The 22,531-nt window shown below is 69.3% G+C and carries 18 protein-coding genes and 1 other RNA gene; 12 read left to right on the top strand and 7 right to left on the bottom strand.

Features of this window, described 5'->3' with window-relative positions; genetic code table 11:
- The first annotated feature begins 65 nt into the window (after positions 1-65).
- From EDD92_RS19300 to EDD92_RS19285, 4 genes are all read left to right on the top strand, one after another.
- A complete protein-coding gene (locus tag EDD92_RS19300; protein WP_123965477.1) occupies positions 66-1,715 on the top strand; it encodes a serine/threonine-protein kinase in 1,650 nt (549 codons plus the stop codon).
- 112 nt (positions 1,716-1,827) lie between these two features.
- Positions 1,828-3,069, top strand: coding sequence for a serine/threonine-protein kinase (locus tag EDD92_RS19295; protein WP_123965476.1), 1,242 nt, complete (start codon positions 1,828-1,830; stop codon positions 3,067-3,069).
- Between the two features lie 179 nt (positions 3,070-3,248).
- A complete protein-coding gene (prfB, locus tag EDD92_RS19290; RefSeq protein ID WP_123965475.1) occupies positions 3,249-4,355 on the top strand; it encodes a peptide chain release factor 2 in 1,107 nt (368 codons plus the stop codon).
- Positions 4,356-4,635: 280 nt separating this feature from the next.
- On the top strand, positions 4,636-5,253 hold the full coding sequence (locus EDD92_RS19285; protein WP_123965474.1) for a hypothetical protein: 618 nt from the start codon (positions 4,636-4,638) through the stop codon (positions 5,251-5,253).
- 105 nt (positions 5,254-5,358) lie between these two features.
- Here EDD92_RS19285 and EDD92_RS19280 read toward each other — a convergent pair whose 3' ends face one another.
- Positions 5,359-5,550 (bottom strand): hypothetical protein, encoded by a 192-nt coding sequence (locus tag EDD92_RS19280; RefSeq protein WP_016438128.1) that lies wholly within the window; start codon positions 5,548-5,550, stop codon positions 5,359-5,361.
- A gap of 348 nt (positions 5,551-5,898) precedes the next feature.
- On the opposite strand from EDD92_RS19280, the gene ftsE reads away from it, so the two are divergent.
- The 8 genes from ftsE to EDD92_RS19235 all read left to right on the top strand — a co-directional run bounded on the left by ftsE (position 5,899) and on the right by EDD92_RS19235 (position 13,098).
- Positions 5,899-6,588 (top strand): cell division ATP-binding protein FtsE, encoded by a 690-nt coding sequence (gene ftsE, locus EDD92_RS19270; RefSeq protein WP_030943440.1) that lies wholly within the window; start codon positions 5,899-5,901, stop codon positions 6,586-6,588.
- A gap of 34 nt (positions 6,589-6,622) precedes the next feature.
- On the top strand, positions 6,623-7,543 hold the full coding sequence (gene ftsX / locus EDD92_RS19265; protein ID WP_099929241.1) for a permease-like cell division protein FtsX: 921 nt from the start codon (positions 6,623-6,625) through the stop codon (positions 7,541-7,543).
- Between the two features lie 67 nt (positions 7,544-7,610).
- Positions 7,611-8,789, top strand: coding sequence for a S41 family peptidase (locus EDD92_RS19260; protein WP_123965473.1), 1,179 nt, complete (start codon positions 7,611-7,613; stop codon positions 8,787-8,789).
- A gap of 78 nt (positions 8,790-8,867) precedes the next feature.
- Positions 8,868-9,410, top strand: a complete 543-nt coding sequence (gene smpB / locus EDD92_RS19255) for an SsrA-binding protein SmpB (RefSeq protein WP_030943448.1) — start codon at positions 8,868-8,870, stop codon at positions 9,408-9,410.
- Between the two features lie 126 nt (positions 9,411-9,536).
- Positions 9,537-9,931, top strand: a transfer-messenger RNA (tmRNA) gene (gene ssrA / locus EDD92_RS19250).
- Positions 9,932-10,108: 177 nt separating this feature from the next.
- The gene (locus tag EDD92_RS19245; RefSeq protein ID WP_123965472.1) at positions 10,109-11,458 is read left to right on the top strand and encodes a hypothetical protein; all 1,350 of its coding nucleotides are present in this window, start codon (positions 10,109-10,111) and stop codon (positions 11,456-11,458) included.
- A gap of 90 nt (positions 11,459-11,548) precedes the next feature.
- Positions 11,549-12,022: a hypothetical protein gene (locus EDD92_RS19240; protein ID WP_123965471.1), complete on the top strand. Its 474-nt coding sequence runs from the start codon at positions 11,549-11,551 to the stop codon at positions 12,020-12,022.
- Positions 12,023-12,111: 89 nt separating this feature from the next.
- Positions 12,112-13,098, top strand: a complete 987-nt coding sequence (locus tag EDD92_RS19235; RefSeq protein ID WP_123965470.1) for a PHB depolymerase family esterase — start codon at positions 12,112-12,114, stop codon at positions 13,096-13,098.
- Here EDD92_RS19235 and EDD92_RS19230 read toward each other — a convergent pair.
- From EDD92_RS19230 to EDD92_RS19205, 6 genes are read right to left on the bottom strand one after another with little or no spacing between them, the layout of a single operon-like run.
- Entirely contained in the window at positions 13,085-15,991 is a 2,907-nt protein-coding gene (locus EDD92_RS19230) for a glycoside hydrolase family 3 protein (protein WP_123965469.1), read from the bottom strand. The two genes, EDD92_RS19235 and EDD92_RS19230, sit on opposite strands and share 14 nt — an antisense overlap.
- Before the next feature lie 41 nt (positions 15,992-16,032).
- Positions 16,033-17,040 carry a LacI family DNA-binding transcriptional regulator gene (locus tag EDD92_RS19225; protein ID WP_123965468.1) on the bottom strand — a complete coding sequence of 336 codons (1,008 nt, stop codon included), beginning with the start codon at positions 17,038-17,040 and terminating at the stop codon, positions 16,033-16,035.
- Positions 17,040-19,289 carry an alpha-xylosidase gene (yicI, locus tag EDD92_RS19220; protein ID WP_123965467.1) on the bottom strand — a complete coding sequence of 750 codons (2,250 nt, stop codon included), beginning with the start codon at positions 19,287-19,289 and terminating at the stop codon, positions 17,040-17,042. The genes EDD92_RS19225 and yicI overlap by 1 nt, the downstream gene beginning before the upstream one ends.
- 12 nt (positions 19,290-19,301) lie before the next feature.
- Complete coding sequence (locus EDD92_RS19215) at positions 19,302-20,126, bottom strand: carbohydrate ABC transporter permease (protein WP_123965466.1); 825 nt, start codon at positions 20,124-20,126, stop codon at positions 19,302-19,304.
- On the bottom strand, positions 20,123-21,082 hold the full coding sequence (locus tag EDD92_RS19210) for a carbohydrate ABC transporter permease (protein WP_123965465.1): 960 nt from the start codon (positions 21,080-21,082) through the stop codon (positions 20,123-20,125). Before EDD92_RS19210 ends, EDD92_RS19215 begins: the two co-directional genes overlap by 4 nt.
- Positions 21,079-22,374 carry an ABC transporter substrate-binding protein gene (locus EDD92_RS19205; protein WP_123965464.1) on the bottom strand — a complete coding sequence of 432 codons (1,296 nt, stop codon included), beginning with the start codon at positions 22,372-22,374 and terminating at the stop codon, positions 21,079-21,081. The genes EDD92_RS19210 and EDD92_RS19205 overlap by 4 nt, the downstream gene beginning before the upstream one ends.
- Positions 22,375-22,531 lie beyond the last annotated feature (157 nt).

Genomic DNA, 22,531 nt, shown 5'->3' with positions numbered 1-22,531 from the left:
CGGTGCCGCGCACAGCGGCACTACAGTGGGTCGGAACGGTAAGCAAGCAGCAGGGAGCACATGACGTGCGGCCGGTAGGCAGCAAGTATCTGCTCGAGGAGCCGCTCGGTCGCGGCGCCACGGGCACCGTCTGGCGGGCCCGCCAGCGAGAGACCGCGGGGGCCGAGGCCGCCGTGGCCGGTCAGCCCGGCGAGACCGTCGCGATCAAGGTCCTGAAGGAAGAACTCGCGAACGACGCGGACATCGTGATGCGCTTCCTCAGGGAGCGCTCCGTGCTGCTGCGTCTGACCCACCCGAACATCGTCCGGGTCCGCGACCTCGTCGTAGAGGGCGATCTGCTGGCACTGGTCATGGACCTCGTCGAGGGCCCCGACCTGCACCGCTACCTGCGCGAGAACGGCCCCTTCAGCCCCGTGGCCGCGGCCCTGCTCACCGCCCAGATCGCCGACGCGCTCGCCGCCAGCCACGCCGACGGCGTCGTGCACCGCGACCTGAAGCCCGCCAACGTCCTGCTCAAGCAGGACGGCGGCCAGATGCACCCCATGCTCACCGACTTCGGCATCGCGCGCCTGGCCGACTCCCCGGGCCTGACCCGCACCCACGAGTTCGTCGGCACGCCCGCGTACGTCGCACCGGAGTCCGCCGAGGGCCGCCCGCAGACCTCCGCCGTCGACATCTACGGCGCGGGCATCCTGATGTACGAGCTGGTCACCGGCCGTCCCCCGTTCGGCGGCGGCTCGGCCCTGGAAGTACTGCACCAGCACCTGAGCGCCGAGCCGCGCCGCCCGTCCACGATTCCGGACCCGCTCTGGACGGTCATAGAGCGCTGTCTGAGCAAGAACCCGGACGAAAGGCCCAGCGCCGAGAACCTCGCGCGCGCCCTGCGCGTCGTCGCCGAGGGCGTCGGTGTGCACGCGAACGCCGCGCAGATCGCCGCCGCGGAGGCCGTCGGCACCCTGCTGGCCCCCGACCCGATGCCGGCCGCCGTCCCCGGCTCGGCCGACCCCACGCAGGTCCTGCAGCACGGAGCGGGCGCGTACGACCCGAACGCGGCGACCAGCTTCCTGCCCCACACCGGAGGACCGGGCCCGGCGGGCGCCGCCGACCCGACCGCCGTACTCCCGAACACCGGGGCCGCGGACCCGACCGCCGTCATGCCGCCGGTGCCCCAGGGGCAGCCGGGGCAGCAGCCCGAGCAGCCGCACCCCTGGCAGAACCAGCTGCGCGCCGCCCGCGACCGCAACGAGCAGACGCAGGTCCAGCAGTACCTCGACCCGAACGAGGACCCGCTGCGCCGCCGCCCCCAGCGGCAGGTCGCCCGCCCGCAGCAGCAGCGACCCCAGCAGCAGCGACCTCAGCAGGCGTACGGCTATCCGCAGCAGCAACAGCCGCAGCAGTACGCCCCGCCGCAGCCCCAGCAGCCTCAGCGGCACGCGCCCCCGCAGGAGCCGCAGCGGCCCGCGCGTGAGCCTCGCCGGTCGCGAGAGCCCAGCCCCAACCGGATGAAGATCCCCGGGCTCGGCTGTCTGAAGGGCTGCCTGTTCACGATCGTCATCCTGTTCGTCGCGGGCTGGCTGGTCTGGGAGCTCAGCCCGCTGCAGGACTGGCTCCACACGTCCAGGGGCTACTGGCAGCAGCTGAGCCACATGTACGACGTCGCGAGCGGCTGGATCGGGAAACTGGGCGACCTGGTCGGCAGCAAAGGCGGCAACTGAGCAGCGAGCTTGGTGATTTGTCGACACCTGGCGGGTGATTTCCGTCTCTGCGGTGAAGGTTGGCTCCTCGGGCGCGTAGTTTTGGCGACACACGCGTCCCGTAGGAGCAGTCTTGGCACGGAAGATCGGCAGCCGGTACACCGCGAACCAGATTCTGGGGCGGGGCAGCGCCGGCACGGTGTGGCTGGGTGAGGGGCCCGAGGGACCCGTCGCCATCAAGCTGCTGCGCGAGGATCTCGCGTCCGACCAGGAACTCGTCGGCCGCTTCGTGCAGGAACGCACGGCGCTGCTCGGTCTCGACCACCCGAACGTCGTCTCCGTACGCGATCTGGTGGTGGACGGCAACGACCTCGCGCTGGTCATGGACCTCGTACGCGGCACCGACCTGCGCACCCGCCTCGACCGCGAACGCCGGCTGGCGCCCGCGGCGGCGGTGGCGATCGTGGCCGACGTCGCGGACGGGCTCGCGGCCGCGCACGCCGCAGGGGTCGTGCACCGCGACGTCAAGCCGGAGAACGTGCTCCTCGACATGCAGGGCCCCCTGGGCCCCGGCGGCTCCCACCCCGCCCTCCTGACCGACTTCGGCGTCGCGAAGCTCATCGACTCCCCGCGCCGCACCCGCGCGACGAAGATCATCGGCACCCCGGACTACCTGGCCCCGGAGATCGTCGAGGGCCTGCCCCCGCGCGCGGCGGTCGACATCTACGCCCTCGCGACCGTCCTCTACGAGCTGCTGGCGGGCTTCACCCCGTTCGGCGGCGGACACCCCGGCGCCGTGCTGCGCCGTCACGTCACGGAGACGGTGGTCCCGCTCCCGGGGATCCCGGACGAGCTCTGGCAGCTCCTCGTGCAGTGCCTGGCCAAGGCGCCGGCCTCCCGGCTGCGCGCCTCGGAGCTGGGCGCCCGGCTGCGGGAACTGCTGCCGCTGGTCGCGGGGATGCCGCCGCTGGACGTGGACGAGCCGGACACGGAGCCGACGGAGGAGCCGGAGACGACGGCCGGGGAGGCCGCGGCCCCGGCCCGCGAACGGGTACGGCGTGGCGCGGTCCCTCTGGTACCGGGCGCGAAGCCGGCCGACTCCAACCGGGACACCCATACGTCGATGAGGGTCCCGGCGCCGGACGAGCTGGCCGGCGGCGCCCGCGGCACGGCCCGGGTGCCTCGGCCGACGGGCGCACCGCGGCCGGGTTCCGCACGGCACCGCGCCGTGACGCGTCGGCGGCGGATGGTGCTGGGGACGGCCGCGGCACTGCTGGTGGCGGCGGCCGGGGTGGGGACGTGGCTGGCCACCTCGGGGGACGACGCAGGGGCGACTCCGCAGGACTCGAAGCACTCGGCACCGGCTTCACCCTGAGCTCTCCAGTGCCGGTCCGCATCATTCAGCCCGTCCGGCGTTTGAGGACGAGGCCGTTCAGGCCGAAAGCGGGGGGTCTGGGGGCGGCAGCCCCAGCTCGACGGCCACGACAGCGCCGGGTACTGCCAGGCTGCGACTGCCCGACACGGCTCACCCGGCGGAGCCGTTACGCTGGAGGCGTGGCAGTCGTCGATGTATCCGAAGAGCTCAAGTCCCTCTCCTCGACCATGGAGTCGATCGAGGCCGTTCTGGACCTCGACAAGCTGAGGGCAGACATCGCCGTGCTCGAGGAGCAGGCGGCCGCGCCGTCCCTGTGGGACAACCCGGACGAGGCGCAGAAGATCACCAGCAAGCTGAGCCACCTGCAGGCCGAGGTCAGGAAGGCCGAGGCGCTGCGCGGGCGGATCGACGATCTCGCCGTGCTCTTCGAGATGGCCGAGGAGGAGGACGACCCGGACACCCGCGCCGAGGCCGAGTCCGAGCTCACCTCCGTCAAGAAGGCGCTGGACGAGATGGAGGTCCGGACGCTCCTGAGCGGCGAGTACGACTCCCGTGAGGCGCTCGTCAACATCCGCGCCGAGGCCGGTGGCGTCGACGCCGCCGACTTCGCCGAGAAGCTGCAGCGGATGTATCTGCGCTGGGCGGAGCAGAAGGGCTACAAGACCGAGCTCATCGAGACGTCGTACGCGGAAGAGGCCGGCATCAAGTCGACCACCTTCGCCGTGCAGGTGCCGTACGCCTACGGCACACTCTCGGTCGAGCAGGGCACCCACCGGCTCGTACGTATCTCGCCCTTCGACAACCAGGGGCGGCGCCAGACCTCCTTCGCGGGCGTCGAGGTGCTCCCCGTGGTCGAGCAGACCGACCACATCGAGATCGACGAGTCCGAGCTGCGCGTGGACGTGTACCGCTCCTCGGGCCCCGGCGGCCAGGGCGTCAACACCACCGACTCCGCGGTGCGCCTCACCCACCTCCCCACCGGCATCGTCGTCTCCTGTCAGAACGAGCGGTCGCAGATCCAGAACAAGGCCACCGCGATGAACGTCCTCCAGGCCAAGCTCCTTGAGCGCCGCCGCCAGGAGGAGCAGGCCAAGATGGACGCCCTGAAGGGCGACGGCGGCAACTCCTGGGGCAACCAGATGCGTTCGTACGTCCTGCACCCGTACCAGATGGTCAAGGACCTGCGCACCGAGTTCGAAGTCGGCAACCCCGAGGCCGTGTTCAACGGTGAGATCGATGGGTTCCTCGAGGCGGGTATTCGCTGGCGCAAGCAGCAAGAGAAGTAACTTTGTCGACTTGCCAACTGCCGCCCATCGGGCGGCAGTTGCTGTTTGTCTGGGTTTTACATCACACTCACAGGTTCCAACTCGATGTAAACAAGACGCAAGTGGACATTGCGCCCGCAACGCCCTTGACGTTGCTTTGAAAAATGGGAAGGGTAAAGCGCGGCATGCGTATCTCTGGGGCGCATGTGAACCGGGGGAATTTTGCATCGCAGTCACCTCCGTCGATCACGGCCCCCGAGCGCCGCCCAACTGACGAGCAGCTACTGGGGGTAGCAAACACATGACGAACAAGACGCGGATCCGTGTCGCGCGGATCGCGGCCGGTGCGGTGATCGCCGCCGGCGCCTCGCTGACCGCTGCGGGTGTCGCATCCGCCGACGACTGCGGTCTTCTGGGCATCTGCATCACGCCGGTGCCGACCGACCCGGTGCCGACGGACCCGGCTCCGACCGGTCTGCCGACGGACCCGCCGACGGACCTTCCGACCGACCCGACGGAGCCCACCGGCGACCCGACCGAGCCGACGGAGGAGCCGCCCACCACTCCGCCCACGGACAACCCGACCTCCGAGCCGACCAACCCGGGCAACGGCAACGGCAACGGCAATGGCAACGGGAACGGGAACGGCAACGGCAACGGGAACAACGGTGGTGGCAACTCCAACACCAACCCCGACGGCAACTCCGGCACCTCTGCCCAGGACGAGGGCTCCTCGGCCCTGACCGACACCGGTTCGGACACCTCGACGCAGACCCAGGGCAACGGTCAGCAGCTCGCCGAGACCGGCGCCGGCCAGACGACCTTCCTGATCATCGGTGCGGCCACCATGATCGCCGGTGGCGTCGGCTTCCGCATTCTGCCGCGCCTCGTGGGCGGCCGTGGCGGTGCGGCTGCCTGACGGTAGCTGGGCACACACGCAACGTGTGTGACGACGTACGACGAGGGGCCCGGAGCTTGCATCGCTCCGGGCCCCTCGGGCGTCTCAGTGCCCCTGTGCCGCGCCCTACGCGGTCTGGTGGGCCAGCAGCGCCACCGCCGCGATCAGCACTGCGAGCAGTGCGATCAGCGCCATGGGGTTGAGCCCCGCGAAGAAGTTCTCCTGCTGCAGCCGCTCGCGGTTCGCGCGGCACACGGGGCACCGGCCCTCGCTCACGGGCGCCGCGCAGTTTGCGCACACCAGCCGGTCGTACGTCATGCGCTCGCCCTCCTTGCCAGTACGTTCCACTGGGAGAACGGTTCCGGGTTGCTGAACGTTCCCCTCTCTACTGTGCCAGGTTCCTCCGGAGGGTGCGCGGGGGTCGCTCTCAGGGGGTACGTGGGGGTTGTCACGCGGCTGCGGGTCGGTGGGGGCTGGTCGCGCCCCGCGGCGGAGCCGCTAATCGATACAGCCCCGCGCCCCTTACGGGGCGCTGCCGCCCGGGCCCCTTACAAAGCCCCGTACAAAAGGGCACAAGTCGTTCTCAAGCGCAACCGCTGCCTGCGCTTGTGCACCCGACTCGCGTATGGTCACGCTCATCTACCCCCGGCGACCCGTGGTGCATCCGTGATCCGATTCGACAACGTCTCCAAGGTCTACCCCAAGCAGACCCGTCCTGCACTCAGGGATGTGTCCCTGGAAGTGGAGAAGGGCGAGTTCGTGTTCCTCGTGGGGTCCTCGGGCTCCGGAAAGTCCACCTTTCTGCGGCTGATCCTCCGCGAGGAGCGGTGCAGTCACGGTCAGGTGCACGTTCTGGGCAAGGACCTCGCGCGCCTGTCCAACTGGAAGGTGCCGCAGATGCGGCGCCAGTTGGGGACGGTGTTCCAGGACTTCCGGCTGCTGCCGAACAAGACGGTGGCGGAGAACGTCGCCTTCGCGCAGGAGGTCATCGGCAAGTCGAAGGGCGAGATCCGCAAGTCCGTGCCGCAGGTGCTCGACCTCGTCGGGCTCGGCGGCAAGGAGGACCGGATGCCCGGCGAGCTGTCCGGTGGTGAGCAGCAGCGAGTGGCGATTGCGCGCGCGTTCGTCAACCGGCCCAAACTGCTCATCGCCGACGAACCCACCGGCAACCTCGACCCGCAGACCTCCGTCGGCATCATGAAGCTGCTCGACCGGATCAACCGGACCGGCACCACTGTGGTGATGGCGACGCACGACCAGAACATCGTGGACCAGATGCGCAAGCGCGTCATCGAGCTGGAGAAGGGCCGCCTCGTCCGCGACCAGGCACGCGGCGTCTACGGCTACCAGCACTGACCGCCACGTCCACGGAAAGGCTCAACCAGTCGCCATGCGCGCACAGTTCGTTCTCTCCGAGATCGGTGTCGGTCTCCGCCGCAACCTGACCATGACCTTCGCGGTCATCGTCTCCGTCGCCCTGTCCCTGGCCCTGTTCGGCGGGTCGCTCCTCATGAGCGACCAGGTCAGCACCATGAAGGGCTACTGGTACGACAAGGTCAACGTCTCGATCTTCCTCTGCAACAAGAGCGACGCCGAGTCCGACCCCAACTGCGCCAAGGGTGCGGTCACCGACGACCAGAAGAAGCAGATCCTCTCCGACCTGGACAAGATGACCACGGTCGTCCAGAAGGTCACGTACGAGTCGCAGGACGCGGCGTACAAGCACTACAAGGAGCAGTTCGGCGACTCCCCGCTGGCCAGTTCCCTCACGCCGGACCAGATGCAGGAGTCGTACCGGATCAAGCTGAAGGACCCGGAGAAGTACCAGGTCATCGCGACCGCCTTCGACGGGCGTGACGGTGTGCAGTCCGTGCAGGATCAAAAGGGCATTCTGGACAATCTGTTCGGGTTGCTCAACGGTATGAACTGGGCCGCGCGGGCCGTGATGGCGCTGATGCTCGTGGTCGCGCTGATGCTGATCGTCAACACCGTGCGGGTGTCCGCGTTCAGCCGACGGCGCGAGACCGGGATCATGCGCCTGGTCGGTGCCTCGGGCTTCTACATCCAGGCGCCGTTCATCATGGAGGCGGCGGTCGCCGGGCTCATCGGCGGGACGGTCGCCTGCGGATTCCTGGTGGTCGCGCGGTACTTCATCATCGACCACGGTCTGGCCCTGTCCCAGAAGCTGAATCTGATCAACTTCATCGGCTGGGACGCCGTGCTTACCAAGCTGCCGCTCATCCTCGCCACGAGTCTGCTGATGCCCGCGCTGGCCGCGTTCTTCGCGCTGCGCAAGTACCTGAAGGTGTGACGCATGCCAAGAGGGCCGTACGGTCAACCGGCCGTGCGGCCCTTCTTGTTGTCCTAGACTCACCGGCATGTCAGGTCGTGACCTGTTCTGCCAGCCCCGCCGCATTCGCCGCGGGGCCGTCCTGACATTGGTCTTCGCGAGCGTGCTCGTCGCGGGCGCGGCGACCGGCTCCTTCTCCGAGGGCGACCGGAAATCCCCGTCCGGAGCGGCCCGTTCGGCCGTGCCCGCCGGCCATCACGAGGACGTGGCGAAGGCGGCCGAGCAGGCCATGGCCGACGGCAAGTCCCCGATGGAAGCCGCCGAACGCGCGGTCAGCCGCAGCGGGGACCGCTGGGGCGCCGTCTACTCCGAGGGCGAGTACCAGGAGTTCGAGGAGGCCCTCGACGGCCAGTACACCGGCGTCGGCCTGTGGGCCAGGCGCGAGCGGGACGGCCGTATCGAGGTGACCAAGGTGGCCGTCGGCTCGCCCGCGGCCGCCGCCGGGATCCGCAAGGGCGACCGGCTGCGCAGCATCGACGGCCAGAAGGTCGACGGGCAGCCCGTCACCGAGGTCGTGTCGTTACTGCGCGGCGACGCCACCGACGCGGCCGCCGGTACGGCGGTGCGGCTCGGCCTGCAGCGCGGCACGCGCGCGTGGACCGAGACCCTGCGCCGGGCCCGCCTGTCCACCGACTCGGTCGCCCTTCGAAAGCTCGCCGACGGGGTCACCGTGATCAGGATCGCCGCGTTCACCAAGGGTTCCGGTGACGTCGTCCGCACCGCGGTACGGCAGGCCCCCGCCGGCGCCGGGATCATCCTCGACCTGCGCGGCAACTCCGGCGGCCTGGTCACCGAGGCCGTCACCACCGCCTCCGCCTTCCTCGACGGCGGCCTCGTCGCCACGTACGACGTCAACGGCGAGCAGCAGGCCCTGCACGCGGACCCCGGTGGCGACACCACCAGACCCCTGGTCGTGCTCGTCGACGGCGGCACGATGAGCGCGGCCGAGCTCCTCACCGGCGCCCTCCAGGACCGCGGCCGTGCGGTCGTCGTGGGCTCCCGCACCTTCGGCAAGGGCTCGGTCCAGATGCCGAGGCAGCTCCCCGGTGGTTCCGTCGCCGAACTGACCGTCGGGCACTACCGCACCCCCTCCGGCCGCAGCGTCGACGGCCGGGGCATCACCCCCGACCTGGACGTCACCTCGCCGGGCCAGGCGGCCGTGGAGCGGGCGGAGACGGTGCTCGGCGGACTGGGCGACGCCGAGTAGACGCCGGAGACGCCGGTTAAAGGACTGGCCCGGACACCCCTGCGTAGTGCGAAAATGGACGGCACTATGAGCAAGGGAATGTACGTACCGAAGGAGTCCCAGCCCAAGCAGGGCGGGGCGGCCGCGAAGGCCAGGGACGGCGAGAAGGGCGGCAAGCGCAAGATCGTCGCCCAGAACAAGAAGGCCCGGCACGACTACGCGATCGTCGACACCTACGAGGCCGGCCTCGTGCTGACCGGCACCGAGGTCAAGTCGCTGCGCGAGGGACGGACCTCGCTGACCGACGGGTTCGTCCAGATCGACCGGGGCGAGGCGTGGCTGCACAACGCCCACATCCCGGAGTACCACCAGGGCAGCTGGACCAACCACTCCGCGCGCCGCAAGCGCAAGCTGCTGCTGCACCGCGAGGAGATCGACAAGCTGGAGTCCAAGGCCCAGGAGACGGGTCACACGATCGTGCCCCTCGCCCTGTACTTCAGGGACGGCCGCGCGAAGGCCGAGATCGCCCTCGCGCGAGGCAAGAAGGAGTACGACAAGCGCCAGACCCTGCGTGAGAAGCAGGACCGGCGGGAGTCGGACCGGGCCATCGCGGCGGCGAAGCGGAAGCAGCGGGGCGCGTAGCCGGCCTGGCGGCCGGGAATACGGTGGCATCGTCGCGCGTTGTTCACGTACGATGGCACTGCACTCCACAGCGGGTGCCTGCCCTCTTCGGAGGGGCCCTCTCCGGAGGGATTGAAAACACAACATGGGGATGATCGGTTTCGACAGCGGCTGTCGAAGCAGGGGAAGCGTGTCGAGGAAGCGGCAATGATCTCGTAAACCATATGTCGCAAAAAATAATCGCCAATTCCAAGAGCGATTCTCCCGAGCTTTTCGCTCTCGCTGCCTGATCAGGTAGTGATCGAATAGCTCCTTAATGGGAGTGTCAGCCCGGGGCTGTTCCCGACCCGGATCCTGGCATCAGCTAGGGGACTAAACCTTGATCCCGGTCACGGGGTGAAGAGGGAAATCAAACAGTGACTGGGCCCGTCGGCGACTTGTTCGCGTGATCGCCGGGGCCGAGAAAATCGCAGCGAACTGCACACGGAGAAGCCCTGATTCCGCACCGTTGGACGCGGGTTCGATTCCCGCCATCTCCACTCACCCCCTTCCGGGGGGTCCCCATGTGGCCAAGGCCTCGTCGCTTCCGAGCGGCGGGGCCTTTGTCGTGCACACCTTCACAGATCCTGCACAGGTGGCATAAGGTGATCGCCGCGCCCGGCGGAGCCCGACCACTCCGCCCTCGTGCGCGTCGACCTGCGACCGGGGGGGACCAGATCGTGCGGGACCAGCCCGGCCCCTACTTCGAGAAGTACGACTCCGATTTCGGGCTCAGCGGCCTGACCGAGTCGTTCGCGCTGTCGACGCCCCCCGGGACGGCGGAGGCGGCACTCGGACTCGTCATGGAGAAGCTCGCCGCATACGAGGGTGATATGGCCGTCGACATGTCGGGCATCGAGCGGCTCGGCGAGGACGAACGCCACATCCTGGGGTACGACGTGTTCCACGACGACTTCGGGTATGCCGAGGAGCTCCGCCGGGACCTGGGCAAGCTCCTGGACTCCCCGCTGTCCGACGAGGTGCTCGGTGCCGTGTGGCTCGCCGCCACGGGAGGCGTGTGGGATCCGCAGGCGCACGGAATCGGCGTGCGTGACTGGCTGGCGCGGCTGGACGCGACCTGCGCGGCCCGTCCGCCCCGGGCGGTGATGGGCCGTGCACCGGGCCCGTCGTGGTCGTTCTGGCGTCTGCCGGCTGTCGAAACCGTCCGGGAGCCGATCCTGGCGGAGATCCGGGCGTCCGCCGGCGAACTTCCCGGCCTCACCCCCGCTCTCGAGGAGGTCGCCACCCGGGCCGACCTGGATCTCGGGTTCCGGCTCTACCTGCGCGCGCTCAAGACGGCGGGCGTGCCGGTCCCGGAGGAGCGCTGCAACAGGTTCGGCGACCTCGGTGAACCGTTCGGGTATCACCTCCAGGTCGTCTACGAGGGACTCACCGTCGTGTGGCGGCCCCTGGAGGTCGCACGGCGTCTCTTCGACGGAGACTTCGGGTTCTCCGGGCTCGCCGGGGAGTTCCACCCGCAGTGGGAGCGGGACGTGCCGGCGCCCGAACTCCTGCACCGGACCGTCATCGCCGACGGCTATCGCATCCCCGGCGTCCAGGCACTCGTGCTGTGGGAGGACACCGTCCGGCTGCTTCGGTCCCCGCTGTCCGGCGACACCCTCACCACGCTCTGGGTCGCCGCGTCGAACACGGACCCCGGACGCTTCGGAACCGACGGGCCGGGCTGGCTGCGCCGGATCGCCGAGGCGTGCCGGGCGCGGCTGGCCGAGGTCGCCGCCGAGCACACCCCCGCCCTGCCCCCGGTCCGCGCCGACCTGGCGGACCCGGTCCTGCGCGAACTCCGGGAAGCCGCGCCCCTGCTGGAGCCCGAGCACGTGACCGCCCTGGAGCAGGTCGTCGCCCGGGTCGACCCCGATCTCGGATTCCGGCTGCTGCTGAGAGTCCTGCACACGGTGTCCGGGCCACTCACCGAGCGGCAGTACGGCCGCTGCCGGGACCTCGGCGAACACTTCAGCTACGGCGAGGACCACGTGTCCCACGCGATTGAGCACCTCGCCCAGGACGAGTGACCGCCCGGCACGCCCCGCACCGCTGCACGGCCGCACCGCCTCGTCCCTCCCGCACGACCTCACCCCACCCGACGAAGGACCCACCCACGCATGCTCCTGATCCGTCTCCTGCCCAAGCTGCCCCGCGAGATCTGCCTCGCCGTCATCGGGCTCATCGGCGGTGTCTTCCTCGCCGGCCACGGCATCGTCCAGGCCCACGCCGAACTCACCGGCATGCCCGGGACCGTCCAGGTCACCGGCTGCCACCGCGCCACCGGAGCGTGGAGCGACCTCTGGGAGGACGGATGGTCCTGTGACGGGTCGTTCGAGTCCGACGACCACAGCGTGCGGATCGCCGCCGTCGGGATCGACGGCATCATGGCGTCCCCTCCCGACAAGCCCCTCGCCGCCCGCGTCGCCGGAGCCTCGGCCGACACCGTGACCCAGGACAGCTCCGGCCGGTGGAAGTGGCCCGCCCTCACCGGCGTCGTCGTGCTCGCCTTCACCGCCTGGCGGATCCGCTCCGTCCGCGGCCTTCTGCGCGAGCGCCGGGCCGACGGAGCCGGAAGCCCCGTCCCGGCCTGAGGGCCCGTCACCGCGTCCACAACCACGGCGCCCGATGTGGTGCCCCACCACATGTCGACGGACCGTTCACGCTTCTACGGTCCGTCCCCATGACCCAGACCAGAGCCGCACGTCACCTCACCGTCCTCGCGACCCTCCTGGTCGCTCTGATCGCCGCCTTCCTCACCCCGGGCAGAGCATCCGCCGCCTCCCTTCAGGAAGTCACCGGCTTCGGCACCAACCCCGGCGCCCTGCGCATGTTCCGGTACGTCCCCGACGGGCTGCCCGCCGGGCGCCCCGTCGTCGTCGCCCTGCACGGGTGCACGCAGGACGCGTCCGGCTACGGCACCGGCAGCGGTTGGCTCCAGCTCGCCGACCGGTGGGGGTTCTCCGTCGTGCTGCCGCAGCAGCAGAGTGCCAACAACGCCTCGAACTGCTTCGACTGGTTCCAGAGCGGGGACATCGAGCGGGGGCAGGGCGAGGCCGCGAGCGTCGCGCAGATGGTGGACCGGCAGCTCGCCGACGTCGGCGGCGACACCTCGCGCGTGTACGTCACCGGGCTGTCCGCCGGCGGTGGCATGACCGCCGTGATGATGGCGGACTACCCGGAGAAGTTCGCCGCGGGCGGGATCGTCGCCGGGCTGCCGTACGGATGCGCGCAGGCCGCCGGATCGCCGTATGTGTGCATGTACGTCGGTGCCACGCAGACGGCGAAGCAGTGGGGCGACCGGGTGCGTGCCGCCCGGCCCGGGTACGGCGGCCCCTGGCCCGCGCTCACCGTCTTCCAGGGAACGGCCGACTACACCGTCAAGCCCGTCAACATGACCGACCTGATGAAGCAGTGGACCGATGTGCACGGCGCCGACCAGACGGCGGACGTCGGCGACACCGTCGCCGGTTATCCCCACCAGATCTTCCGGGACCCGGCAGGGAACACCGCCGTCGAGACGTACAGCATCACCGGCATGGGGCACGGGCAACCTGTCGACCCCGGCAGCGGCACCGCGCAGTGCGGTGCCGCCGGGGCCTACCTCCTCGATGTGAACCTGTGCGCCGCCTACCGGCTCGGGCTCGCCTGGGGCCTCAGCGCAGGGTGAACGTCGACAGGCGTACGCCCTTGCTCAGGACCAGGTAGACGTCCGTACGGCCCTTCGCCGCGCCCGACAGCTTCGCGGTCACCGTCGCGTAGTCGTACGGCGACGACGTGCCCGCGAAGTGCGCGGTGCCGACGACGGTGCCGGTCGGTGAGCCGAGGCGCACCTCCACCGTCCCGGACGACGTACCGGCGACGCGTGCGCTGAACTCGCCTGCGCCTGCCGCCAGTTGGGTGTCCGCGAACTTCAGCCACGCCTCGTCGGAGGCCGCCGACACTGCCGTACCGCTCGCCTTGGACTCGTCGACGAGGTGGACGGCGGAGTAGTCGTCGAAGTTCTCGGCGCGGGTGGTCTTCGAGAGGTTGCGGGGCGGGATCGTCTCGCCCTTCATCTGCCAGGCCGTCCGGGCACGGATGTCGGAGGACGACGAGCCCACCAGGACGTCGTAAGTGCCGCTTTCCACCACCCACTTGGAGCGGGTGACGTCCCAGTGCGCCAGGTCCGACGGCCGTACCTTCAGCCGGACCGTCCTCGTCTCACCCGGCTTCAGCGACACCCGCTGGAAGGACTTGAGCTGCTTGAGCGGCTGTTTGTCGCGGGAGGTGCGATGGTGGGTGTAGAGCTGGACGACCTCCGCGCCCGCCCGGCTGCCGGTGTTGGTGACCTTCACCTCGTAGCCGTCGCGCACCCGCTGCAGACCGGAGTACGCGTACGTCGTGTACGAGAGGCCGTAGCCGAAGGGATAGAGCGCCTGCCCCTTGAAGTACTGGTACGTGCGGTCCGACTTGATGATGTCGTAGTCGAGGATCGACGGGAGGTCCGAGTCCGACCGGTACCAGGTCTGGGTGAGGCGGCCCGACGGGTTCGCGTCGCCGTAGAGGAGGTCGGCGAGGGCGTTGCCCGTCTCCTGGCCCGCGTGGGTGGTCCACAGCAGCGCGGGGACCTCCTTCTGCAACGACCCCAGCGTGGTCGGGTAGCTGTTCTCGACGATCACGACCGTGTGCGGGTTGGCCGCACGCACCGCCTTGACCAGGGCCTCCTGTGCCGGTGCCAGGGCCAGGTCAGTGCGGTCGTGGGCCTCGCGGCCGTTGATGGAGGGGTCCGAGCCGACCACCACGACGGCCTGGTCCTTGCCCTTGACCGCGGCGACCGCCTCGTCGACACCGCTGCGGACCACGTCCTTGGTGTAGTGGCCCGCTTGGTCCTTGGCGACCAGGCCGAGGGTGCCGTCCGTGCCGGTCGGGCCCAGGTAGACCGGGTTCGACCACCAGGACTCGGAGGTCTCGTAGCCGGCGTAGCGGAGCAGGTACGTGCCGTCGTCCTGGTGCTCCAGCTTGAACTGCTGCTGTACGAACCAACCGTTGGGCTGTGCCTGGTCGTTGACGAAGTTCGACCAGTTGTAGCCGACGTACTTGCCGTTCGCCGCGGAGCGCAGGGTCACGATGCCGGAGCCCCAGTCGAAGACGTCGAACTGTGCGCCCGTACCGGAATCCACCGTCTCCTTCAGGGGTGCGCCCGCCTCGCCCGTGCCCGCCGTCACGTACTTGCCGGTCGCCGTGTCCTTCAGCGCGATCCGGTCCACGCCCTCGCTGCTTGCGACCGGGGTGCCGAGCTTCGACTCGACGCCGTCCTTCGGGGTGACGGCGTAGGGGAGGGTGCCGGAGTACCAGTCGGTGTAGAGGGCGTCGGCGAGCGGGCCGACGACGGCGGCACTGCCCGTCTTCTTCAGGGGCAGCGCACCGTCGTTCTTCAGCAGGACCGCCGACTCGGTGGCCGCCTTGCGGGCCAGGGCGCGGTGGGCGGGGCTGTCGATGACGGAGGCGTCGATGGAGCCGTACTTGCCGCCGCCGGGGTCGAACTCGCCGAGGCGGACGCGGATGCTCAGCACATGCCCCGCGGCCTTGTCGACGTCCGACTCCTTCAACAGGCCTGTGGACAGAGCCGACTTGACCGCCGTGGTCGTGGGGCCGGAGTTCGCGTCGTTGTCGGTGAAGCTGTCGACGCCCGCCTTGAGCGCTGCCGCGTCGGCCTCGGTCTGGGTGCCGTAGTAGGCCTGGCTGCCGACCAGGTTCCCGGGCGCCGCGGCGTCCGTCACGTTCAGCAGGTCCTTCGAGGTCCAGCTGCGGACGGTGTCGTCGAGGGCCGGATTCACCGTGTTCGGGCGGCCGTTGACCAGGTTGTACGAGGTCATCACGCCCGTCGCCGCGTCCGCCTCGATCGCGGGCCTGAAGGCCTGCTCGTCGTACTCCTTCAGTACGCGCGGGCGCAGTTCGGAGCTCGTGGTGTCGCGGTGCACCTCGTTGTTGTTGGCGAGGAAGTGCTTCGCTGTCGGGGCCGTCTTGAGGTGGTCCGGGTCGCCTCCCGTCAGGCCCGTGCCGTACGCCGTGGAGATCGCGCCGGTCAGATACGGGTCCTCGGAGTAGCCCTCCTCGTTGCGGCCCCAGCGCGGGTCGCGCAGCAGGTTGACCACGGGGGCCCACAGGTTCAGGCCCCAGCCGGCCGGGCGCTGCTGCTGGAAGCCGCGTGCCTCGTCGCCGACCGCCGAACCGACCTGGCGGAGCAGGGACGGGTCCCAGGTGGAGGCAAGGCCGACGGCCTGCGGAAACACGGTCGTCCTGCCGAGCCAGGCCACGCCGTGCAGGGCCTCGGTGCCGGTGCGGAAGGACTGGATGCCGAGGCGCGGGATGGCAGGCTCGTACTGGTGGAGGAGGGAGATCTTCTCGTCGAGGGTGAGGCGGGAGAGGAGGTCGGAGACGCGGGCGTCCACCGGGAGACCCGGGTCGCGGAAGGGGTAGGCGGGGTCGCCGGCGTGGGCGGGGACGGTGGCGCCCAGACCCGCGATCAGGGTCAGGGCCGCCAGCAGCGTGGTTCTCTGCTTTCTGCGCTTGCCTTTCATGTCACGGCTCCTTCGAGTAGGGCCTTGCACAAAGGGGTTGGTCAGGCGTTGCGCGGCGCGGTGCTCGCCCGCTCCGTCAGCCGCGGCGGCAGCAGGGTCGCCTCGGGTACGGCGCTGCCGCCCAGCTTCTTCATCAGGAGCTCCACCGCCCGCTCGCCCACCTCGGCGGACGGCAGGGCGACGGAGGTGACCGGTACGCGGACGGACTCGGCGAGTTCGTCGGGGCAGATGGCGGTGACGGAGAGGTCGCCGGGGACGCGCAGGCCGAGCCGCTCGAAGGCCACGATGAGCGGTTCGAGGAGCGGCTCGTTGTGGACGACCACTCCCGTCAACGCCGGGTGTTCGCGCAGGAGTTGTTCGGCCACCAGACGGGCGGCCGCGGGCGAGGCCTCGCAGGGGTGCACGGAGGAGGACAACCCGCTGCGGTCGGCGGCGGCCGTGAAGCCCTGCACCACCCGCTGGGCGAACGCGGTCTGCCGTACGTACACCTCCGGCGGCGACCCGACCAGCGCCACCACCCGGTGCCCGAGCCGCGCCAGATGCTCCACGCATGCCTCACCGGCCGCCTTGAAGTCGAGGTCGATGCAGGTCAGGCCCTCGGAGTCGGCCGGGAAACCGATCAGCACGGACGGCCGTTCCAGCGAGCGCAGCAACGGCAGCCGCGGCTCACGGAGCTGGACGTCCATCACGATCAGCGCATCCACCAGCGCCGTGTCCGCCACCCGCCGCAGCCCGTCCTCGCCCTCCTCCTGCGTCAGCAGCAGTACGTCGTGGTCGTGCTTGCGGGCCGTCGTCACCACCGACACCGCGAACTGCATCACCACCGGGACGTGGATGCCGGCCCGTAAGGGGATCACCAGTGCCAGGACGTTCGACCTGCTGCTGGCCAGGGCGCGGGCGCCCGCATGCGGCCGGTAGCCCAGCTCGCGGATGGCCTCCTCGACCCGCTGCCGGGTCTCCTCGGAGATCGGACGCTTGCCGCTGAGCGCGTAGGAGACGGTGCTGGGGGAGACCCCGGCGTGCCGCGCCACATCGGTGATCTTCACCATCAGCCCAGCTCCAGGGAGAGGAATCCGGTACCCGCCCGCGCCCGCGCCGTCCGCTCCCCGGCGGCCAGACCCCACTCCGCCACCGGCTCACTGCACGAGGCCCGCAGCGTGTCCCCTTCGCGTACGACGGTGAAGGTCACGGCCCCCACCGGCACCGTCACCCGCGCGCCCCGTTCCAGGCCGTAGGCCCGCAGGGTGACCCCGTCGGCATGGTCGTAGTCGGGCCGGTCGGCCACCGCGCCCACCGGGATCACCGCACCCGGCCGTACCAGCAGGGGCACGCTCAGGAAGCCGTGCCGCTCGCGCACCCAGCGCGGTCCGGTCACCGTCTGCCCGCTCAGGAAGTGCGTCCAGGTGCCCTCGGGCACGTAGTAGGACACATCCCCCTCGTCGCCGAACACCGGCGCGACCAGCAGATCCGGCCCCAGCATGTACTGCCGCTCCAGATGCGCGCACCCCGGATCGTCCGGGAACTCCAGCACCATCGCCCGCATCATCGGCACGCCTTCGGTGTGCGCGGTGCGCGCGGCCTCGTACAGATACGGCATGAGCTGCAGCTTCAGCCGGGTGAACTGGCGCAGCACGTCAACGGATTCCTCGTCGAACAGCCAGGGCACGCGGTAGGAGGAGCTGCCGTGCAGCCGGCTGTGGGAGGACAGCAGTCCGAAGGCCAGCCACCGCTTGAACAGTGCGGGTGTCGGGGTCCCCTCGAAGCCGCCGATGTCATGGCTCCAGTAGCCGAAGCCGGACAGCCCGAGGGAGAGCCCGCCCCTGAGCGACTCCGCCATCGACTCGTACGTCGCCTCGCAGTCGCCGCCCCAGTGCACCGGGAACTTCTGGCTGCCGGCCGTCGCCGAACGTGCGAAGAGCACGGCCTCGCCCTCGCCGCGGTGCTTGCGCAGCACGTCGAAGACGGTGCGGTTGTAGAGGTACGTGTAGTAGTTGTGCATCCGCTCCGGGTCGGAGCCGTCGGACCACGCCACGTCGACGGGCACCCGCTCGCCGAAGTCGGTCTTGAAGCAGTCGACGCCCTGCGCGAGCAGTGCCTCCAGCTTCGAGGCGTACCAGTCGCGGGCGGCCGGGCTGGTGAAGTCGACCAGCGCCATGCCCGGCTGCCACATGTCCCACTGCCAGACGCTGCCGTCGGGCCGCTTCAGCAGATGACCGAGCGCCTTGCCCTCCGCGAACAGGGGCGAGCGCTGGGCGATGTACGGGTTGATCCAGACGCAGACGTGCAGCCCGCGCGCCTTGAGCCGGGCGAGCATGCCCTCCGGGTCGGGGAAGACCCGCGGGTCCCACTGGAAGTCGCACCAGTTGAACTCGCGCATCCAGAAGCAGTCGAAGTGGAAGACGGAGAGCGGGAGTTCACGCTCCCGCATGCCCTCGATGAAGGACGTCACCGTCTCCTCGTCGTACGAGGTCGTGAAGGACGTCGACAGCCACAGGCCGAACGACCAGGCCGGCGGCAGGGCCGGCCGGCCGGTGAGGGCCGTGTACTTGCGGAGGATGTCCTTGGGGCTGGGCCCGTAGATGACGTAGTACGTCAACTCCTGGGTCTCCGCGCTGAACTGGACCCGGGACACCGCCTCCGAGCCGACCTCGAAGGACACCTTGCCCGGGTGGTCGACGAAGACGCCGTAGCCCGCGTCCGTCAGATAGAACGGGACGTTCTTGTAGGCCTGTTCGGTGGCCGTGCCGCCGTCGGCGTTCCAGATGTCGACGACCTGGCCGTTCTTGACCAGCGGGCCGAAGCGTTCGCCGAGGCCGTAGACGGAGTGGCCGACCCCGAGGCCCAGCTGCTCCCGCAGGTAGTGCTTCCCCTCCGCGTTGCGCAGGATGCCCATGCTCTTGGGGCCGCTGGAGGTGAGGATGCGGCCGTCCGCGAGGAAGTCGACGTGCCAGGAGCCGGTGCGGGCCACCCGCACTGACAGGGCGCCGGAGGTGAGGGTCGCGTGTTCGTCGTCGTAGGAGACGTGCGGGGCGAACTCCTGCTCGGAAAGGTCGAATTCGGGGCCCCGCGGCTGCTCGCCCTCGAAGTGGGTGAAGGTGAGGCCGATGACGTCGGGCATCGGGGTGTGCGCGCTGATCGTCACGACCGGTCCCTTCAGCAGGTCGCCGCGGTGGCGGATCGGCTGGGTCGGCGCGTGGATCTCCAGCGTGCCGTCCGTGGCGGTGACGTCGAGGACCTCGACGGGGTGGGCCGCGGTGACGCCCTCGCGCAGCAGCCAGTAACCATCGGTGAACTTCACGTGGGGGGTTCCTTACTTCACAGCACCGACGGCGATGCCGCGGGTGAGGGTCCGTTGGAAGACGAGGAAGAACACGATCGCCGGGAGGACGCCCAGCAGGGCCGCCGCATTGGTCATCGTGGCGTCCATCAGGCGCTGGCCCTGGAGGACGCCGAGGGCCACCGACACCGTCTGGTTGTCGTTGGAGATCAGCATGACCAGGGGGAGCAGGAACTCGTTCCAGGTCCAGATGAAGAAGAAGACCAGGAGCACGCCGATCGTCGGCCGGCTGACCGGGACGACGATCCGCCACAGCACCTGCCACTTGTTCGCACCGTCGATGCGGGCCGCCTCGATGATCTCTCGGGGGAACTGGCCCAGGACCGACGAGAGCAGATACGTGCCGAAGGCGGCCTGGATCACCGTGAAGACGATGATCACGCTCAGCCTGGTGTCGTACAGGCCGACCTGCTTGCTCAGGTAGTAGACCGGATAGACCAGCGCTTCCTGCGGCAGCATGTTGGCGAGGACGAAGAACGCCAGGACCCAGGTGCGGCCCTTGATCCGGCCGATCCCGATGGCGTACGCGTTGAGGACGGAGAGGATCACCGCGAGCACGGCCACCGAGCCGCTGATCAGCACCGAGTTGACCAGCTTCTGGCCGAAGTCGACGCGTTCCCAGAAGCTCTTGAGGCCGTCCAGATAGAGGCCCTCGGGGAGGCTGAGCGGACCGTTCTGGGAGTACTCGGCCGGCGACTTGAACGCGTTGACCGCGACGATCAGGAACGGGACCACCATGAACAGGGCGGCGATGCACAGGGCGATCAGCACCGGGTAGCGGCGCAGGGCGGTCGTCATGTGCGGTCCCCTTCCTCGTCGCGGGTCTGGAGTTTCAGGAGGACGAGGGAGAGCGCCAGGATGATCACCGTGAGGACCGTGGAGATCGCGGCGCCGTAGCCGACCTGGGTCTTCTCGAAGAAGGTGGAGAAGGAGAAGTACGACGGGACGTCGGTCGCGCCGCCGGGGCCGCCCTTGGTCAGCACGTACACCGCGCCGAACACCTTGAGCGCGGCGATCGTGCACCAGGTCAGGACGACGTAGATCTCCGGCCGGATCTGCGGCAGCGTGATGTGCCAGAAGCGGCGCCACCAGCCCGCGCCGTCCAGCTCGGCGGCCTCGTACAGCTGCGGGTCGACGCGCTGCAGGCCCGCCATGAACACCACCAGCGGGAAGCCGATCTGCACCCAGACCATCACGCCCATCACGCTGTACAGCGCGATGTCGGGGTCACCGAGCCAGTCCTGCTGCCAGGAGCCCAGCCCCACTGCCTTCAGCAGCTCGTTCAGGGAGCCGTTGTCGGGGGCGAGGATCCAGCTCCAGACGATGCCGGCCACCGCGATCGGCAGCACCTGCGGGAGGTAGAAGCAGGCGCGCAGCACCGCGGCCCACCGGGATCCGAAGTGCTTGCCGATGTAGTCGAACAGCGCGGCCGCCAGAACGAGGCCGATCATCGTCGGTACGGCGGCCATGGCGACGACCATGAACAGGCTGTGCCGGAACGACGCCCAGAACTCCGAGTCGTCCATCAGCTCGCGGTAGTTGGCGAGCCCGGTCCACTTGGGGCTGCCGATGCCCTGCCACTCCGTGAAGCTCACGCCCGTGTTCATCAGGAACGGGACGACGATGATCGCCGTGAAGGCCAGGATGCCGGGGAGCAGGAACAGGGCGTACGAGTCGCGGGTACGGGGGCGGCGCGGGCCGGCGTCCGGGTGCTTGCCGGCAGCCCGCGCACCCCGTTCGACGGTGACCGTCATTTCGTCGGCGCGCCCTTGTCGTACGCCTGCTGCAGAGCGCTGAGGTAGGCGTCCGGTTTCGCGCTGCCCGTCATCAGCTTCTGCGTCTCGGAGATGAGGACGTCGTAGAAGCCGTTCACCGGCCAGTCCGGGTAGAAGGCCAGGCTGTCACGCCCGCTGAGGGTGTTGAAGTTGGCGATGAGCTGCTTGGACTTCGGGTCCGTGATGGCGGAGGCGTCGGCCGCGACCGGAACGCCGCCCTTGTTGCCGAGCAGGTTCTGGATCTTCTTCGACATGGTGATGTCGATGAAGTCGTAGGCCAGGTCCTTGTTCTTGGCGTTCTTGGGGACCACCCAGATGTTCCCGCCGGAGCCCGGGGTCAGATTCGAGCCGGGCCACAGGGTGGTGTCCCAGTCGAACTTGGCCTCCCGCTGGAAGCGGCCGTACCACCAGCTGCCGGAGAAGAGGATCGGCGCCTTGCCCTGGAGCCAGGACACGCCCGCGTCCTCGGATTTGGTGCTGGTGGAGTTCTTGCTGATGTAGCCCTTCTTCACCCAGTCGGCGAAGGTTGTGGCCCCGTACGTCCAGGCCTGGTCGTGGAAGTCGGTCTTGCCCTTGTACAGCTGGTACTTGTCGACCCAGGAGCGGTCGGCCTTGGAGAGGGCCAGCTGGTAGAGGTACTGCTGGGCCATGTACTCGGCGCCCGCGTTGGCCAGCGGGGTGATGCCCTTCGCGACGAACTTGTCCATGGCGGCGGTCAGTTCGTCGAACGTCTTCGGCTCGGTGATCCCGTACTTCTTGAAGAGGTCCTTGTTGTAGTAGACCATCGTGTACTCGGCGTAGTTGGGCACGCCGTACCACTTGCCGGAGCCCATGACCCCGTTCGTGTCGTACATGCTGGTCGTACGGACGCCCGCGCTGAGCTTCTTGTCCCAGCCGTGCTTGGTCGCCTCGGCCGTCAGATCGGTCAGCAGGCCCTGCTTCGCGAGGGTGCCCGCGGTCGCGTTGCCCTTGCTGTACTCCATGACGTCGGGCACGTCGGAGGAGTTCAGGATCATGGGCGCCGTCTTCTGGATCTGTTCGAAGCCCTTCTCCTCGAACTTCACCTTGACGCCCGGATGCTTCGCCTCGAACTCCTTGATCGCCTCGTTCCAGGCCACGCCCATCGCACTGTCGGGGCCCTCGAAGTGCCAGAGCTTGAGTGTCTTGGCGTCGGAGGACCCGCTGTCCGAGCCGCCGCATGCCGTCACCAGCAGCGATCCGCCGAGGAGCGCGGCCGTGACCGTCATCACACGCCTTCGTGCCGTCAACATCCCGTGCCTCCAGGAGAGCCGGATGGGGTTTCGGGGCGTCACGCACCGATGATCGATTCATCGAATCGATTCGATGCGTGGCGTCGAAGCGCTTCGACGGGTGAAGGTATGTGTGGGCTGTGGGCGCGTCAATGGATCGGACGGGAAATCTGCGGAG

It is taken from the genome of Streptomyces sp. TLI_185 (assembly GCF_003814765.1).
GTDB lineage: Bacteria > Actinomycetota > Actinomycetes > Streptomycetales > Streptomycetaceae > Streptomyces.
This window is presented reverse-complemented; position numbering and strand designations above follow the sequence as displayed.